The sequence below is a fragment of the Duganella kummerowiae genome (genome assembly GCF_053572355.1).
The window spans coordinates 112,185-128,727 of record NZ_JBKFEH010000002.1; the positions used below are offsets into that span (position 1 = coordinate 112,185).

General features: G+C 65.2%; 14 protein-coding genes and 1 tRNA gene. 6 read left to right on the top strand and 9 right to left on the bottom strand.

All coding sequences use genetic code 11. From position 1 onward, the window contains the following. Positions 1-280 precede the first annotated feature (280 nt). The 6 genes from clpX to ACLB1G_RS01370 all read right to left on the bottom strand — a co-directional run bounded on the left by clpX (position 281) and on the right by ACLB1G_RS01370 (position 8,200). A complete protein-coding gene (gene clpX / locus ACLB1G_RS01345) occupies positions 281-1,549 on the bottom strand; it encodes an ATP-dependent Clp protease ATP-binding subunit ClpX (protein ID WP_491625376.1) in 1,269 nt (422 codons plus the stop codon). A gap of 138 nt (positions 1,550-1,687) precedes the next feature. Then, positions 1,688-2,305 carry an ATP-dependent Clp endopeptidase proteolytic subunit ClpP gene (clpP, locus tag ACLB1G_RS01350; RefSeq protein ID WP_491625377.1) on the bottom strand — a complete coding sequence of 206 codons (618 nt, stop codon included), beginning with the start codon at positions 2,303-2,305 and terminating at the stop codon, positions 1,688-1,690. Positions 2,306-2,380: 75 nt separating this feature from the next. Beyond that, positions 2,381-3,721, bottom strand: coding sequence for a trigger factor (gene tig, locus ACLB1G_RS01355; protein ID WP_491625378.1), 1,341 nt, complete (start codon positions 3,719-3,721; stop codon positions 2,381-2,383). Between the two features lie 31 nt (positions 3,722-3,752). Further along, positions 3,753-3,839, bottom strand: a tRNA-Leu gene (locus ACLB1G_RS01360). Positions 3,840-4,010: 171 nt separating this feature from the next. Next, positions 4,011-7,106: an efflux RND transporter permease subunit gene (locus ACLB1G_RS01365; RefSeq protein ID WP_491625379.1), complete on the bottom strand. Its 3,096-nt coding sequence runs from the start codon at positions 7,104-7,106 to the stop codon at positions 4,011-4,013. Beyond that, positions 7,103-8,200: an efflux RND transporter periplasmic adaptor subunit gene (locus ACLB1G_RS01370; protein WP_491625380.1), complete on the bottom strand. Its 1,098-nt coding sequence runs from the start codon at positions 8,198-8,200 to the stop codon at positions 7,103-7,105. The genes ACLB1G_RS01365 and ACLB1G_RS01370 overlap by 4 nt, the downstream gene beginning before the upstream one ends. Positions 8,201-8,374: 174 nt before the next feature. Here ACLB1G_RS01370 and hpnC point away from each other — a divergent pair, with 174 nt between their 5' ends. The 5 genes from hpnC to ACLB1G_RS01395 all read left to right on the top strand — a co-directional run bounded on the left by hpnC (position 8,375) and on the right by ACLB1G_RS01395 (position 13,219). Beyond that, the gene (gene hpnC / locus ACLB1G_RS01375) at positions 8,375-9,214 is read left to right on the top strand and encodes a squalene synthase HpnC (RefSeq protein WP_491625381.1); all 840 of its coding nucleotides are present in this window, start codon (positions 8,375-8,377) and stop codon (positions 9,212-9,214) included. Positions 9,215-9,325: 111 nt separating this feature from the next. Beyond that, on the top strand, positions 9,326-10,159 hold the full coding sequence (gene hpnD, locus ACLB1G_RS01380; RefSeq protein WP_491625382.1) for a presqualene diphosphate synthase HpnD: 834 nt from the start codon (positions 9,326-9,328) through the stop codon (positions 10,157-10,159). Beyond that, positions 10,146-11,519, top strand: coding sequence for a hydroxysqualene dehydroxylase HpnE (gene hpnE, locus ACLB1G_RS01385; protein WP_491625383.1), 1,374 nt, complete (start codon positions 10,146-10,148; stop codon positions 11,517-11,519). Before hpnD ends, hpnE begins: the two co-directional genes overlap by 14 nt. A gap of 115 nt (positions 11,520-11,634) precedes the next feature. Then, positions 11,635-12,405 carry a DUF1700 domain-containing protein gene (locus tag ACLB1G_RS01390; RefSeq protein WP_491625384.1) on the top strand — a complete coding sequence of 257 codons (771 nt, stop codon included), beginning with the start codon at positions 11,635-11,637 and terminating at the stop codon, positions 12,403-12,405. Between the two features lies 1 nt (position 12,406). Continuing rightward, on the top strand, positions 12,407-13,219 hold the full coding sequence (locus tag ACLB1G_RS01395) for a head GIN domain-containing protein (protein WP_491625385.1): 813 nt from the start codon (positions 12,407-12,409) through the stop codon (positions 13,217-13,219). 88 nt (positions 13,220-13,307) lie between these two features. On the opposite strand, the gene ACLB1G_RS01400 is transcribed toward ACLB1G_RS01395, so the two are convergent. Continuing rightward, positions 13,308-14,552 (bottom strand): TIGR03862 family flavoprotein, encoded by a 1,245-nt coding sequence (locus ACLB1G_RS01400; RefSeq protein WP_491625386.1) that lies wholly within the window; start codon positions 14,550-14,552, stop codon positions 13,308-13,310. A gap of 94 nt (positions 14,553-14,646) precedes the next feature. Between ACLB1G_RS01400 and ACLB1G_RS01405 the strand changes: the two genes are divergently transcribed. Then, the gene (locus ACLB1G_RS01405) at positions 14,647-14,910 is read left to right on the top strand and encodes a hypothetical protein (RefSeq protein ID WP_491625387.1); all 264 of its coding nucleotides are present in this window, start codon (positions 14,647-14,649) and stop codon (positions 14,908-14,910) included. A 144-nt stretch (positions 14,911-15,054) separates the two neighbouring features. On the opposite strand, the gene moaD is transcribed toward ACLB1G_RS01405, so the two are convergent. Continuing rightward, a complete protein-coding gene (moaD, locus tag ACLB1G_RS01410) occupies positions 15,055-15,315 on the bottom strand; it encodes a molybdopterin converting factor subunit 1 (RefSeq protein WP_491625388.1) in 261 nt (86 codons plus the stop codon). Continuing rightward, positions 15,315-16,541, bottom strand: a complete 1,227-nt coding sequence (locus tag ACLB1G_RS01415) for a molybdopterin molybdotransferase MoeA (RefSeq protein WP_491625389.1) — start codon at positions 16,539-16,541, stop codon at positions 15,315-15,317. The genes moaD and ACLB1G_RS01415 overlap by 1 nt, the downstream gene beginning before the upstream one ends. Positions 16,542-16,543 lie beyond the last annotated feature (2 nt).

Here is a 16,543-nt window from a genome sequence, read left to right on the forward strand (position 1 = left end):
TTATGATGTGGCGCTCAGCAGCCAAATCACAAGACCGGCGGTGTTAAATAATTCCCCCAAATATTTAAAGTTGCTTAAATACTAGGCAAGTAAGGGACAGCCGTGCTCTAAAACATTGCAGGTGAAATAAAAAAGCCACGCGCGGCACCAGTATAAGCAGTGTCACGAGTGGCTTTCCGACTGAAGCCCTGCATTCTTTTATTGATTTCGATTGTACCGCCTGAGCCGCGTCTGCGAAATGCTTTTTACAAACGCTAACGCCAGACTGTGCACCTCTTAATCAATTTTCACCAGAGGCCTTGGCCTGGTCCTGATAAATCAGCAGCGGCTTGGCGCCCTGGGTGATGGTGTTTTCATCGATGACCACCTTGGTGACGTTCTGCTCGTTGGGCAGGTCGTACATGGTGTCCAGCAAGGCGTGTTCCAGGATCGAACGCAGGCCGCGGGCGCCGGTCTTGCGCGCCAGCGCTTTCTTGGCGATGGCGTGCAGGGCGGCCGGACGGATCTCCAACTCGGCGCCTTCCATGTCCAGCAGCTTGGCGTATTGCTTGACCAGGGCGTTCTTGGGCTCGACCAGGATCTGGATCAGCGCTTCCTCGGTCAGCTCGGACAGGGTGGCGACCACCGGCAAACGGCCCACCAGCTCGGGGATCAGGCCGAACTTGATCAAGTCTTCCGGCTCGGCGTCCAGCAGCAGTTCGCTGGTGTTACGCTCGGCCTTGCTCTTGACCTCGGCGCCGAAGCCGATGCCGCTCTTTTCGGAACGGTTGGCGATCACCTTGGCCAGGCCGTCAAACGCGCCGCCGCAGATGAACATGATGTTGGTGGTGTCGATCTGCACGAAGTCCTGGTTGGGGTGCTTGCGCCCGCCCTGCGGCGGCACCGAGGCCATGGTGCCCTCGATCAGCTTCAACAGCGCCTGCTGCACGCCCTCGCCCGACACGTCGCGCGTGATGGACGGGTTGTCGGACTTGCGCGAAATCTTGTCGATCTCGTCAATGTAGACGATACCGCGCTGGGCCTTGTCCACGTCATAGTTGCAGCTCTGCAACAGTTTCTGGATGATATTTTCCACATCCTCGCCCACGTAACCGGCTTCGGTCAGGGTGGTGGCGTCGGCGATGACGAAAGGCACGTTCAGCATGCGGGCCAGGGTCTGGGCCAGCAGGGTCTTGCCGGAGCCGGTGGGACCGACCAGCAGGATGTTGCTCTTGGCCAGCTCGACATCGTCCTTCTTGCCCAGGTGCTTGAGGCGCTTGTAGTGGTTGTACACGGCCACCGACAGGATGCGCTTGGCGGTTTGCTGGCCGATTACGTACTGATCCAGCAAGTCCTTGATTTCCTGGGGCGTGGGCAGGTCCGACTTGGCGCCCGAGACGGACTCGATGGCCGAGGTTTCATCGCGGATGATGTCGTTGCACAGGTCGATGCACTCGTCGCAGATGAACACGGACGGACCGGCGATCAGCTTCTTTACCTCGTGCTGGCTCTTGCCGCAGAACGAGCAGTACAGTAATTTTTCGCCGCTGGAGGATTTTTTGTCTGACATGGGCAATATCTCTGTTGGGGTACACACTTATGCGGGCAGGCAAGACTGCCTGACACCACAATGCTACCCGAAAAAAAAACGAAACGCCCGAACGATTGATCGCCCGGGCGTTTTTTTAGAGCGACAGCTGGCGACGCATCAAGCCCGGTGGGTCAGGACTTTGTCGATCAAGCCATATTCCGCCGACTCTTCGGCCGACAGGAAGCGGTCGCGGTCGGTGTCCTTGGCGATCTGTTCCACGCTCTGGCCGGTGCGTTCCGCCATGATGGTGTTCAGGCGGTGGCGCAGGTACAGGATTTCCTTGGCCTGGATCTCGATGTCCGACGCCATGCCCTGCGAGCCGCCGGACGGCTGGTGTATCATGATGCGCGAGTTCGGCAGCGAGAAGCGCTTGCCCTTGGCACCGGCGGCCAGCAGGAAGGCGCCCATGGAGGCGGCCAGGCCGGTGCACAGGGTCGACACGTCAGGCTTGATGAACTGCATGGTGTCGTAGATGGCCAGGCCGGCCGACACGGAACCGCCGGGAGAGTTGATGTACAGCGAGATATCCTTGTCCGGATTTTCGCTTTCCAGGAACAGCAGCTGGGCCACCACCAGGTTGGCCATCTGGTCGTTCACGGGACCGACCATGAAGATGATGCGCTCCTTCAGCAGGCGCGAGTAAATGTCGTAGGACCGCTCGCCGCGGCCGCTTTGTTCCACCACCATCGGCACCAGGCCGAGCATTTCAGTGTCCAGCGCCGGATTTCGGTTCATACCAGTCATTCCTTTTCCTTGTGAAGCAGCCGGGCCGCAGTCCCATGTTGGGGAGGACGGCGGCCCGGGCTGGAATTACGCTTGAGCGTTGCTTCCCATCAATTCGTCGAAAGCGATTACCTTGGTCGACGTTTTCGACAGGCCCAGTACATAGTTGACGACGTTTTCTTCCAATACAAGGGCTTCCACTTCAGCCAGGCGGCGGCGGTCGCTGTAGTAGTATTTCAGCACTTCGCGCGGATCTTCGTAGCTCTGGGCGAAATCTTCCACCTGGGCTTTCACCTGCTCCGGCAGGGCTTGCAGATTGTTCTCGCCCACCAGCTGGGACAGGATCAGGCCCAGGCGCACGCGGCGCTCGGCCTTGTCCTTGAACAGTTCCGGCGGGAAGGGCACGTCCTTGACGTTCATGCCGCGCTGGGCCATGTCCTGGCGGGTCATTTCAGCCAGGCGCTCGGTGTCCTGGGCGATCAGCACTTCAGGCACGTCCAGGGTGGCGGTCTTGACCAGGGCTTCCATCACGGCTTCCTTGTTGCGGGCCTTGATGCGGCCGGAGACTTCGCGCTCCAGGTTGACCTTGATGTCTTCGCGCATCTTGGCGACGTCGCCATCGGCCACACCCAGCGATTTGGCGAACTCGGCGTCCACTTCCGGCAGGTGCGCCCATTCCAGCTTTTTCAGGGTGATGGTGAACTCGGCGGTCTTGCCGGCCACGTCCTTGCCATGGTAGTCCTCGGGGAAGGCCAGTGGGAAGGTCTTGGACTCGCCCACTTTCAGGCCCACGGTGGCGGCTTCGAATTCCGGCAGCATGCGGCCTTCGCCCAGCACGAAGGCGTAGTCGTCGGCTTTGCCGCCCGGGAATTCAACGCCGTCGATGGAACCGACGAAGTCCACGGTCACGCGGTCGCCATTGGCGGCCACGGCTTCGCCGCCGTCGCCATGCTCGCCGGCTTCGCCCTTGGTGTGGAAGTGCACGCGCTGCTTGCGCAGGATCTCAATGGTCTTGTCGATTTCAGCGTCGGTGACCTCCGCCTTGACGGTTTCGATTTCCACCTGGGTCAGGTCGCCGATCACGACTTCGGGATAGACTTCGAAGGTGGCGTCGAAGGACAGCTGGCCTTCGGGCGCTTCTTGCTTGGGCTCGATGCGGGGGAAACCGGCAACGCGCAGCTTGTTCTCGTTTGCGGCGTCGTTGAAGGCGCGGCCGACTTTATCGTTCAGCACGTCGGTCTCGATCTGATAACCGTACTGTGCGGCGACCATTTTCAGAGGCACTTTACCCGGACGGAAGCCTGGTGCCTTAGCCGTTTTGGCTTGCACTTTCAGGCGCTTCTCAACTTCAGCGCGGACCTCGGTCAGCGGGAAGGAGATAGTCATACGACGTTCGAGTTTGCCCAAGGTTTCGACTGCAGTTGCCATGTAAAAATCGTCCAAAAAAATGTAAAACAGTTGGTGCGAGGAGGGGGACTCGAACCCCCACACCATTGCTGGCGTCAGGACCTAAACCTGGTGCGTCTACCAATTTCGCCATCCTCGCGGCATGTTTGCACAAAAGCAAAGGGCGACCCTAAGTGAAAACGGTCGCCCTCACCCGCTTTTCGCAGGAGCTTTCAACTTCAACGCGATATTCTAACGGGTTTCCCGGGAAATTGTAGTGTTTTTTGACTTAACACCAACACCTCCGCCTCTTTCCCGGAATTTCCCCATATTAAGCGGCCCTTACGGGCTTTTTCACCCGGAACCAGGCCGCGTACAGGGCCGGCAGGAACAGCAAAGTAAGGGCCGTGGCCAGTATCAGGCCGCCCATGATGGCCACCGCCATCGGTCCCCAGAACACCGAGCGCGACAGCGGTATCATGGCCAGCGCGGCGGCGGCCGCCGTCAGGATGATGGGGCGGCAGCGCCGCACCGCCGATTCCACGATGGCGTCCCATGGCGCATGGCCGGCCTGTATGTCCTGCTCGATCTGGTCCACCAGGATCACCGAGTTGCGGATGATCATGCCGAACAGGGCGATGATGCCCAGGTTGGCCACGAAGCCCAGCGGCCGGCCCAGCACCAGCAGCGCCATGGCAGCCCCGGCCACGCCCAGCGGCCCGGTCAGGAACACCAGCAGCGCCCGCGAGAAGCTGTGCAGCTGCAGCATCAGCAGGGTGAAGATGATGAAGATGGCCAACGGCAGGTTGGCCGCGATCGAGGCCTCGGCCGCGCTGCTGTCCGATGCCGCGCCCTTGACGGTGATGGCGTAGCCGGGCGGCAGCTGGGCGCGGATGGCGTTCAGCTTGGGGTCGATCTGTCCGGACACGGTCGGCCCCTGGATATGGTCGCCCACGTCGGACTGCACGGTAATGGCCCATTCCCTGCCCTCGCGCCACACCACGCCCGGCTCCCACACGAAGTGGGCGCGCGCCAGCTGGCCTATGGTCACGGAACGGCCGTCGGCGGTGGGGATGTTGGTGTCGTTCAGGACCGAGATGGTGCGCCGCTCCTCGATCGGCTGGCGCACCTGGATATCGATCAGGCGTATGCCCTCGCGGAACTGGCCTATGGTGGTGCCGGACAGGATGGTATTGGCGGCCTGGCGCACCGTTTGCGAGGTCACGCCCAGGGCGCGCATCTTGTCCTGGTCCAGGTCCAGGCGCAGCACCTTGACCGACTCGTTCCAGTTGTCGTTCACGCCCACCGTATTGGGATTGGCGCGCATGATGTCCTTGACCTGGTCGGCAATGGCGCGCACCTTGGCCACGTCGTCGCCGGTCACGCGGAACTGCACCGGGTATGGCACCGGCGGCCCGTTGGGCAGCAGCTTGACGCGGCCGCGCACTTCCGGGAAGTCGTTCTTGAACACTTCCACGATCTTGTCGCGCAGGGCGGCGCGCGCCTTCAAATCCCGGGGCAGCACCACGATTTGCGAGACGTTGGTCTGCGGGAAGATCTGATCCAGTGGCAAATAGAAGCGTGGGCTGCCGGTACCCACATAGCTGGTGACGCTGACCACGCCCTCCTGCTGGCGGATGAAGGCTTCGAATTTCTTGACCTGGGCCTCGTTGGCCGCAAAGGCCGTGCCCTCGGGCGACCACATTTCCACCATCAGCTCGGGGCGGCTGGAATCGGGGAAGAATTGCTTCTCGATGAAATTGAAGCCGTACACGCCCAGCGCGAACACCAGCATGGAGGCGGCAATCGTGGTCTTGCGGTATTCCACGCACCAGTTGACCATGGCGCGGAAACGGCGATAGCCGGGCGAGTCGAACAGGTCATGCTCGCTGTGGCCGTCCGCATGCGGTTTCACCTTGAGCAGGATGTAGCCGATGTAGGGCGTGAACACCACCGCCACCACCCAGGAAATCACCAGCGCCAGCGCATTGACCGAGAACAGCGAGAAGGTGTACTCGCCGGCCGCCGACTTGGCCAGGCCGATGGGCAGGAAGCCGGCCACCGTGATCAGGGTGCCGGTCAGCATGGGCAGCGCGGTCGAGGTGTAGGCGAAGGTGGCGGCGTCGAAGCGCGACATGCCCTCCTCCATCTTGCGCACCATCATTTCCACGGCAATGATGGCGTCGTCCACCAGCAAGCCGAGCGCGATGATGAGGGCGCCCAGCGATATCTTGTGCAGGTCGATGTCCAGCATGCGCATGAACAGGAAGGTCACGGCCAGCACCAGCGGGATGGTGAGCGCCACCACCAGGCCGGGACGGGCGTCCAGCTTGAATGTGGGCTTGGTATGCATGCCCAGCGCGACGAAGCTGACCGCCAGCACGATCAACACGGCTTCGATCAGGGTATGGACGAATTCGCCCACGGAGGCGGTGACGGCTTGCGGCTGGTCGGACACGCGTTCCAGCTCTATGCCCACCGGCAGCTTGGCCTTGAGCTCGGCCACGGTTTTTTCCATGTTCTTGCCAAGGACGATGATGTTGCCGCCCTTCTCCATCGACACGCCCAGGCCGATGACTTCCTTGCCGTTGAAGCGCATCTTGTCGCCGGGCGGGTCCTGGTATTCGCGCTTGACGACGGCAAAGTCGCCCAGGCGGAAGGTGGTGCCGTTGGCGCGCAGCTCCAGGTTTTCCAGGTCCCTGACGGTGCGCAGGGCGCCGCTGACCCGCACCTGCAGGTTGTCGGTGGGCGTGACCAGCACGCCGGTGGCCTCCACCCCGTTCTGGGTGGCGATCTGGCTGACGATGGCCTGGAAGGGCACGCCCAGCTGGGCGAATTTCTTGTGCGAGAACTCGATGTTGATCTTCTCGTCCTGCACTCCGAACAGCTCGACCTTGGACACCAGCGGCACCCGCAGCAGCGCCTGGCGCACGAAGTCGGCGTAATCCTTCATCTCGGCATAGGTGAAGCCGTCCGCCGACAGGGCGAAGATGGAGCCGTAGGTATCGCCGAATTCATCGTTAAAAAAGGGCCCCTGCACGCCGGCCGGCAGCGTGCCCTTGATGTCGCCTATCTTCTTGCGCACCTGGTACCAGGCGTTCGGCACTTCTTTCGGCGGGGTCGATTCGCGCAGCTTGAGGATGATGGTGGTCTCGCCCGGCTTGGAATAACTGCTGATCTCGTCGATGCCCGGGGTTTCCTGCAGCTTTTTCTCCAGCTTGTCGGTGATCTGCTCGGCCATCTGCAGCGAGGTCGCCCCCGGCCACATGGCGCGCACCACCATGGCGCGGAAGGTGAACGGGGGGTCCTCGTCCTGGCCCAGGTTGTTGTAGCTGAGGAAGCCGCCGATCAGCAGCACGGCAATCAGGTAGCGCGTGAGCGGGATGTGCTCCAGCGCCCAGCGCGACAGGTTAAAGCCACCTTTCATTTGGCGGCTCCGGCCTCGTTGCCGAGTATCTTGACCTTCTGTCCCGGTTTGAGCAGGTGCACGCCGGCCGTCACCACGGCCTGGCCGGGCTGCACGCCGCTGGCCAGCACCAGCTCGTTGCCGTCGGCGCCGGCCACGGTGACCGGCACCAGCCTGGCCACGCCCTGCTCCACCACCCACACCGAGGTTTTGGATTTTTCATAATACAGGGCCGTGAGCGGCACCTTGATGCGCGGCGCCTCGGTTTTCGAAGCGAAGCGCACCATGGCCGTCATCCCCAGCTTGGCTTCCTGCAGGCTGTCCGGAATACTGACCTTGGCCGTATAGGTGCGGGTGGCGGGGTCGGCCACCGGCGAAATCTCGCGTATCCTGCCCGCCACGGACTTGGATGGATCGGCCCACAGGCGCACCTGCACGTCGCTGACGCGGCGCAGCGTGTCCACCTTGTCTTCCGGCAGGCCGATGACGATTTCCTTCTCGCCCGACTTGGCCACGCTGACCACCGGGGTCCCGGCCGCCACCACCTGCCCCGCTTCGGCCGACACCGAGGTCACCACCCCATCCACGTCCGATACCAGGCTGGCATAGCCGGCCTGGTTGGCCTGGCCACGGAAGGCCGCCTGGGCCGCATCCACCTGGGCCTGGGCCGACTTGTAGGCCGTGTCCTTGGCGTCCAGCACCGCCTGGCTGACGAAATTCTGGGCGCGCAGGTCCTGGTAGCGCTTGAGCTCGGCCTTGGCCAGGTCGCGGCTGGTCTCGGCGGCGCGCAGGCTGGCCAGGGCCTGGGCCTGGCTCAGCTGCAAGTCCTGCGGGTCCAGCTGCATCAGCAGCTGGCCGCGCTTGACCACCGCACCCACGTCCACCTTGCGGCTGACGATCTTGCCGGGCACGCGGAAACCCAGCCTGGATTCGATGCGTGCCCTGACCTCGCCAGCGAACTCGGCGTCGATGGCGACGTCGGAGGCGGCCAGCACCTGCACCCGCACCGGGCGGATATCTTCTGTTTTCTCGGGCGGCTTGGAGCAGCCGGCCAGCAGGGCGGCGCCCAGGGCGGCCGGCAGGGTGAGACGCCGCAGCGTAGTCAAGTCAAGCACAATGTCATCCTTTATAAAGCACGCTTCAAAACACATTCCCCGCCAGCCTTGCTACGGCTGCGGTATGACACTACCATTACGGGTCGGAAATTAATAACTTTCCATCAATTAATTATATGACGCGCGGGTCAGTTTGGAAATGACTTTCGCGTCATTAAGCTTAACTTTCACTTTATGCCGGTAGATCATTACGAGAATTTCCCTGTGGCATCTATCTTATTGCCCAGGAAGCTGAGACCGGCTGTCGAGGCGATTTACGCCTTTGCCCGCAGTGCGGACGACATCGCCGATGAAGGCGACGCCACACCCGAACAGCGGCTGGCCGCGCTGCGCGCCTACGAGCAAGCCCTGGACCAGATTGCAGGGGGCGAGCCGCCGCCGGAGCGGCTGTGGCAGCGCCTGTCGGCCGTCATCACGCAATACCAGTTGCCGCTGCAGCCATTTTACGACCTGCTGTCCGCCTTCAAGCAGGACGTGGCGGTGCACCGCTATGCCAGTTATACGGACCTGCTCGACTACTGCGCCCGCTCGGCCAATCCGGTCGGCGTTCTGATGCTGCACCTGTACGGCGCCGCCGACGAGGCCAACATCCGCGAATCGGACGCCATCTGCAGCGCCCTGCAGCTGATTAACTTCCTGCAGGACGTAGCAATCGACATCCACAAGGAACGCATCTACCTGCCGCTGGAAGACCTGGCACGCTACGCCATTTCCCCGGCCGCAATCGACCATCCGGACTCGCGCGGCCGCTGGCGCAGCCTGATGCGCTTCGAGGTGGAGCGCGCCCGCGCCCTGCTGCTGGACGGCGCCCCGCTGGCCCTGCGCCTCAAGGGAAGAATAGGGTTCGAGCTGCGCATGGTGGTGCAAGGCGGCTTGCGCATCCTGGAAGCCATAGAGGAAGTTGATTACGATGTGTTCCGGCGCCGCCCGCAGCTGACCGGGCGCGACTGGCGCATCATCCTGTGGCGCGCGCTGCGCATGCGCAGCCGGAAGGCCAGCCTGCGCCTAGCCTGAGGCAGCCTGGCGCGCACGCTGGTGCGCACTCTTAATCCACAGATATCGCCCCGGCAGCCCGTCCGGCCCTATAGAATAGCGGCTCTGATCGAACCCTTGCTTTTTTGACCAATGTCTCCCGACGAATACTGCCAGCAGAAGGCCGCCCAAAGCGGCTCCAGTTTTTACTACAGCTTTTTGTTCCTGCCGCCGGAACGGCGCCGCGCCATCACCGCGCTGTACGCCTTTTGCCGCGAAGTCGACGACACGGTGGATGAATGCACGGACGAATCCGTCGCCCGCATCAAGCTGGCCTGGTGGCGCAAGGAAATCTCGTCCATGTTCCAGGGGACGATGACGCACCCCGTGACCCAGGCCCTGCAACCGCACCTGAAGGCCTACGACCTGCAGGAACAGCATCTGCAGGCTGTGATCGACGGCATGGAAATGGACTTGAACCAGACCCGCTACCTGGACTTTCCGGCCCTGCAGAAATATTGCTGGCACGTGGCCAGCGTGGTGGGCATCATGTCGGCCAGCATCTTCGGCGTGACCAGGCTGGAAACCCTGCAGTATGCGGAGAAGCTGGGCCTGGCCTTCCAGCTCACCAACATCATCCGCGACGTGGGCGAGGATGCGCGCAAGGGCCGCATCTACCTGCCCATCAATGAGCTGCAGCAATTCAACGTGACGGCGGCCGACCTGCTCAACGCCCGCCACACCGAGAACTTCGACCGGCTGATGCAATTCCAGGTGGCGCGCGCCCACCAGTTCTACGACGAGGCCTTTGGCCTGCTGCCCAAAGAGGACCGGCGCGCCCAGCGGCCCGGCCTGATCATGTCCGCCATCTACCGCACGCTGCTGGAGGAAGTGGAGGCCGACGGCTACCACGTGCTCAAGCAGCGCATCTCGCTCACGCCCATCCGCAAGCTGTGGCTGGCGTGGAAAACCTATGTGCGCGGCTGAAGCCGGGCGCACGGTAGCCGTCATCGGCGCCGGCTGGGCCGGCTGCGCAGCGGCCGTCGAGCTGGCCCGGGCCGGCCACAAGGTCACCCTGTTTGAAGCCGGCAAGGTGCCGGGCGGCCGCGCGCGCCGCGTGGCCACCGACCGCGCCGTGCTGGATAATGGCCAGCACATCCTGCTGGGGGCCTATGCAGAATCGCTGCGCCTGATGCGCCTGGCCGGTGTCGACACCGAACAGGCGCTGCTGCGCCTGCCCTTGCAGATGCGCTACCCGCGCCACAGCCATGGCATGGATTTCATCGCGCCACGGCGCCTGCCGGCGCCGCTGCACGTGCTGGCCGCCCTGGTGCGCGCCACCGGTCTGCTGCCGGAAGACAAGATCAGCCTGGCGCGCCTGTCTGTCAGGGCGCGCGCCATGGGCTGGAAGCTGGCCCGCGATTGCAGCGTCAGCGAACTGCTGCAGCGTTACGGCCAGACCGAGCGCCTGGTCGAGCTGATGTGGCGTCCTTTGTGCCTGGCGGCGCTCAACACGCCGCTCGAGCGGGCCTCGGCCCAGGTCTTCCTCAACGTGATGCGCGACAGCCTGGGCGCGCGCCGCGAGGCGTCCGACATGCTGCTGCCGCGCACCGACCTCTCCGCCCTGTTCCCGGACGCGGCCGCCGCCTACGTGCAAGCCCATGGCGGCGCGCTGCGCTGCGGCGCCAAGGTCAACGCCCTCTCCCGCCTGCCGGAAGGCTGGTGGCAGGTGGCGGCCAGCGGCAGCGCCGTGGGCGGCAACTGGACCGCGTATTTCGACGGCATCGTGATCGCCACCGGCGCCGCCCAGGCCGCCGCGCTGCTGCACACCATCCCGGACGCCGACGTCACCGCCGTGGGCGCCCTGCTCACCGCCTTCCAATACGAAGCCATCACCACCTGCTATTTGCAATACGACAAGTCCGAACGCCTGGCCCTGCCCTTCTACGCCCTGCGCGACCAGCCCTACAACTACGAATGGGGCCAGTTCGTGTTTGACCGCGGCCAGCTGGACCCGGCCCAGGCCGGGCTGATGGCGGTCGTCATCAGCGCTTCCGGCGAGGCGTCCAGCCAGGAGCACAGCCTGCTGGCCGAGGCTGTGGCGGTGCAGCTGGCGGCGGCCTTCCAGCGCCCGGAGCTGGGCCGGCCGCAGTGGTTCCAGGTCATCACCGAAAAGCGCGCCACCTTTGCCTGCACGCCCGGCCTGGCCCGTCCCGGCAACCATATCAATCTGCCCAATCTGGTGCTGGCCGGCGATTACACGGCCGGCGACTACCCGGCCACCCTGGAAGGCGCCGTGCGCAGCGGCGTATCGGCGGCCGCCGCGCTGTGGCGGGCCACGTCCTAGCCCATGGATATGCCGACTGTTCCCCGCTTTGTGCAGCCTGTCGTATGACGGTAGGTATGCTTGTCCAGCACAGGTACAGTGACAGCATGGGAATTGAGACGTCACGGAATTACAAATGAGCAAGCAAGATTATCTTGAGGCACTCAAGAAGGCATTGACGGGCTTGCCGCCGGAAACGGTGGCCAGGACCCTGGCCGATTATGAGCAGCGCTTCATCGACGGCTGGAGCGCCGGGCGGAGCGAGGAGGACATCCTGGCCGGCCTGGACGAGCCGCGCAAGATCGCCATGGGCCTGCGCGCCAGCGCCCATCTGAGCGCCTTCGAGGAAAAGAAAACCCCGGTCAACCTGGCGCGCATGGCGGTGTCCTTCGTCGGCTTGGCCATCTTCAACCTGTTCATGGTGATCCCGGCCATGGTGTACGCGGCCCTGCTGCTGACCGTGTACGCCTGCGCCTTCAGCTTCTATATCGGCGGCATCGCGCTGACGGCCAGCGGCCTGTCCGGGCAAAACGAGCTGGCCCTGGAAGGCCCGCTGCGCCAGCTGGTGGCCTACGTGGACGAGGATACCGGCGACGGCGGCGAGTGGCGCATGGCGATCGACAAGATGGGCGTGCGGGTGTCGCAAGTGGATCCGGGCGAGGCGCCGGAACCGGGCAGCAGCCGCGCCGGCCGCATCCTGAACCGCGCCGAGGCGGTGGCCAACGGCGACCTGCACGTCACGACGGATTTCGACAGCGGCGCCCGCACCAGCCAGACCGTGGTCGGCCTGGGCCTGGTGCTGGGCGGGATCGCCCTGTGCCTGGTCAGCCTGGTGGTGACGCGCTACACCCTGACGGGCCTGAAGCGCTATGCGGCCATGAATGTCTCTCTGCTGAAAGGACGCTGACATGAGCATGCGAGCCCTGATGAAAGTGGCCACCAGCCTGCTGGTGCTGGCCTTTGTCCTGATCGGCGTGTCCTACAGCATGCTGCGCGCCTACGGCAGCACCAGCCCGGCCAGTTCCGCCGGCCGCGCCCTGGGTGGCGAAACGCGCAGCCTGGAAGGCGAAGTGACGGCCATCGACCTGTCCGGCCCCATCAACCTGAACGTGACCCAGGGCCCCACCGTGTCGCTCAAGGTGCGCGGCGAACAGCGCTCGCTGGGCAACCTGGAAACCGTACAGGATGGCGACACCCTGCACATCGGCGCCAAGGGCATGCTGCTCAACCCGCGCCACCGCCTGCAGGTGGACCTGGTGCTGCCGCGCCTGAGCGAGCTCAGTGTGCACAGCAGCGGCGACACCGTGGTGACCGGTTTCACGGGCGACCGCATGGAGGTGCAACTGCACGGCTCCGGCAATGTCAGCTTCAACGGCCGTTACCGCGAACTCTCCGCCAGCTCCCACGGCAGCGGCAACATGACACTGAACACGGGCAGCAGCGGCAGCGTGGCGCTGGAGCTGGTGGGGTCGGGCCGCATCACGACCTCGGGCAGCTGCAAGGATCTGACCGCGGAATTGACCGGTTCCGGCGACCTCGATGCGCGCCACCTGGCCGCCGAACAGGTCAATGTGGAACTCAAGGGTTCGGGCACCACCCAGGTGTTCGCCAAGCGCAGCGCCGACCTGACCCTGCGCGGTAGCGGCGATATCCGCGTGTTCGGCAATCCGGACCACCGCAACGTCACCCGCAACGGTTCCGGCGACGTCAGCTGGGAGTAGCGCCGGCCCGGCTGCGGCACGGCCAGGCCCGCCACGGCACGGCGCCGTGCCGGCGCGCCCCACGGCTGCGCATCATGGCCACACAGCGCTAGCGCCGCACCCAGGCCAGCACATCGCGGGCGGCGGCGCGGCCGCTGGCCCAGCAGGCTGTGAGCAGATAGCCGCCGGTGGGTGCTTCCCAGTCCACCATCTCGCCGGCCACGAACACGCCCGGCAGCTCCTTCAGCATGGCGCCCTGCAGCGCCGACCAGCGCACCCCGCCGGCGCTGCTGATGGCTTCATCGATGGGGCGTGGCCGCAGCAGCTTGAGCGGCAGCCGCTTGATGGCGCGCGCCAGCGTGCGCGGGTCGGCATAATCGTCCTTGTCCAGGCATTCGTGCAGCAGCCCGGCCTTGACGCCCTTCAGCCCCAGCCTCCCCTGCAAATGGCTGGACATGGAACGCGAGCCGCGCGGGCGCAGCACCTCGTCCGTCACGCGGTCGGGCGACAGGTCGGGCAGCAGGTCCAGCCAGATGGTGGTGTCGCCGTGCGCGGCGATCTGCTCGCGCAGGGCCGCCGACAGCGCGTAGATCAGGCTGCCCTCCACGCCGCCGGCCGTGACCACGAACTGGCCCTGCTTGCGGAACTCGGCGCCATCCGCGCCCACGCTGCTGATGGCCACCGTGGTCAGCGGATGGCCGGCATAGCGGCTGCTGAAATGTGCGCTCCAATCGGTATCGAAGCCGCAGTTGGAGGGCCGCAGCGGCGCCACCTCCACCCCGCGCGCGGCCAGCAGCGGCGCCCAGGCGCCGTCCGATCCCAGCCGCGCCCAGCTGGCGCCGCCCAGCGCCAGGACCACGGCATCCGGCCGCACCAGCACTTCCCTGGGCGCTGCCCCATGCTCGTCCGCGAACAGCAGCGCGCCATCGCGCCAGCCCTGCCAGCGGTGGCGCTGGTGGAAGCGCACGCCCGCCTCGCGCAGCTGGTGCAGCCAGGCGCGCAGCATGGGCGCGGCCTTCATCCCGGTAGGGAATACGCGGCCCGAGCTGCCGACGAAGGTGTCTATGCCCAGCCCATGCACCCAGTCGCGCACGTCCTGCGGGCCGAAGGCGTCCAGCATGGGCCGCAGCGCGGCGCTGGCCGCGCCGTAGCGGGTGACGAAGCTCGTGTAAGGCTCGGCGTGCGTGATGTTCATCCCGCCGCGCCCGGCCAGCAGGAATTTGCGGCCCACCGAGGGCATGGCGTCGTACAGGTCGACCTGGACCCCGGCGGCAGCCAGGGTTTCAGCCGCCATCAGGCCGGCCGGGCCGCCGCCGACCACGGCGACGCTGTATGTAGGGGAATTGGACTGCATGAATATATTAGGGAGGCTTAATCGGGCATACTATATCGGGCATACTATATCGGGCATACTATATGCCAAACACGACATTAAAAGGAGGGAGACGATGGGCGCAGCCTACTGGATCAAACGCTATCTGCTGGCGGCGGTGCCGCTGTTCGCCATCCTGGCGGCAACGGAGTGGGCCAAGGGCACCACCACGCCCCGCGATATCCTGAGCGCCGCCGTGTGGGCGATGGTCGCGGCGGCCATTTTCACCGGCGTGGCCTACCGCCGCTACCGCAACTGCGTGGCCAGCGCCGAACTGGAGGCGGCGCGCCAGGCGACGGCGCCGGCCCAGGCCAAGCCGAAGAAAAAGCCGGCGCGCTGAGCGCTCGCTGCCGGCGGCCAATTTGTGCCCGGCCGGGTGCGCCAGCCGCCGGCAAGCAAGGCACAGGCTGCAGCCGCGCACCACGCAGCCGCCACGCGGCAATCGCGCACGTCCGCAGCCTTGCAGCCGCCAACACCCCGCAGTTCAGCCGCCGGTCACCGGCGGGAAGAACGCCACTTCGGCGCCATCGGTCACCGGAGCGGCGGCGTCGCACATGACCTGGTTACAGGCCGTGCGCAGCGCGCGCCCATTTTCGCCCAGCGCGTCCTGCCACACGCCGCCGCGCGCGGCAAGGTGCGCGCGCAGCTGGCCCACGGTGGCTACGCCGTCCGGCAGCGCCATGGTCTCGGACGACACGCCCAGCGCTTCGCGCACGCTGGCAAAGAATTTCAAGGTAATGGTCATCAGTACATCAATTCGCTGAAGGGAATGAAGCGCACTGTATCGCCCGCCGCAATGGCCTGGCCGGGCGGATTGTCGATCACGCCGTCACCCCACACGGTGGAGGTCAGCACGCCGGAACCCTGGTTGGAAAACAGTTCCAGCCCGCCGGCCGCATTGATGCGGGCGCGCAGGAATTCGTTGCGGCGGTCGGCCCTGGGCCAGTTGAAATCGGCCCGCATCGGGTAGCTGCCCGGCGCCAGTTCGCGCCCATCGTCCACGCCCTGCAGGCGCAGGATGAAGGGCCGCACGAACAGCAAAAAGGTGACGAAACTCGATACCGGATTGCCGGGCAGGCCGACAAAGAAGGCCTGGCCCACCTCGCCGAAGGCCAGCGGCTTGCCCGGCTTGACTGCAATCTGCCACATGTTCAACCGCCCTTCCGCTTCCACGGCCGGCTTGATGTGGTCTTCCTCGCCGACCGACACGCCGCCCGAGGTGATGATGAGGTCATGTCCGGCCGCACACTCGCGCAGCACGGCGCGGGTAGCCTCCAGCGAGTCCGGCACGATGCCGTAGTCGCTGATCTCGCAGCCCAGGTTTTGCAGCAGGCCGCGCAGGGTGTAGCGGTTGGAATTGTAGATGGCGCCAGGCGCCAGCGGCTGGCCCGGCATGGTGAGCTCGTCGCCGGTGAAGAACACCGCCACTTTCAGGCGGCGCCGCACCGGCAGCTCGGCCAGGCCGATGGAAGCGGCCAGGCCCAGTTCCTGCCCGCGCAGGCGGGCGCCGGCCTGCAGCACGATGCTGCCATGGGCGATATCCTCGCCGGCGCGCCGTATCCACTCACCGGGTTGCGGCGCGTGGCGCACGGTGACCAGGTTGCCGGTGGCCTCGCACTGCTCCTGCATCACCACCGCGTCCGCGCCCTCGGGGATCATGGCGCCAGTGAAAATGCGGGCGGCCGTGCCGGGCAGCAGCGGCTGGCCCACGTGGCCGGCCGGGATGCGCTGGGACACGGTGAGCGTGGCGTTGCCGCTGGCGCAGTCGGCCGCGCGCACGGCGTAGCCGTCCATCTGCGTGTTGTCGCGGCTGGGCACATTCATGCCCGACACCTGGGCCTGGGCCAGCACCCGGCCATTGGCTTCCAGCGTGGGCAGGATTTCCACGTCGGCCACCGGACGGGCGGCGGCCAGCATGAAGTCCAGCGCCTCACGCACGGACAGCATGGGTTTGCGCGCTTGCTCTGCCATGT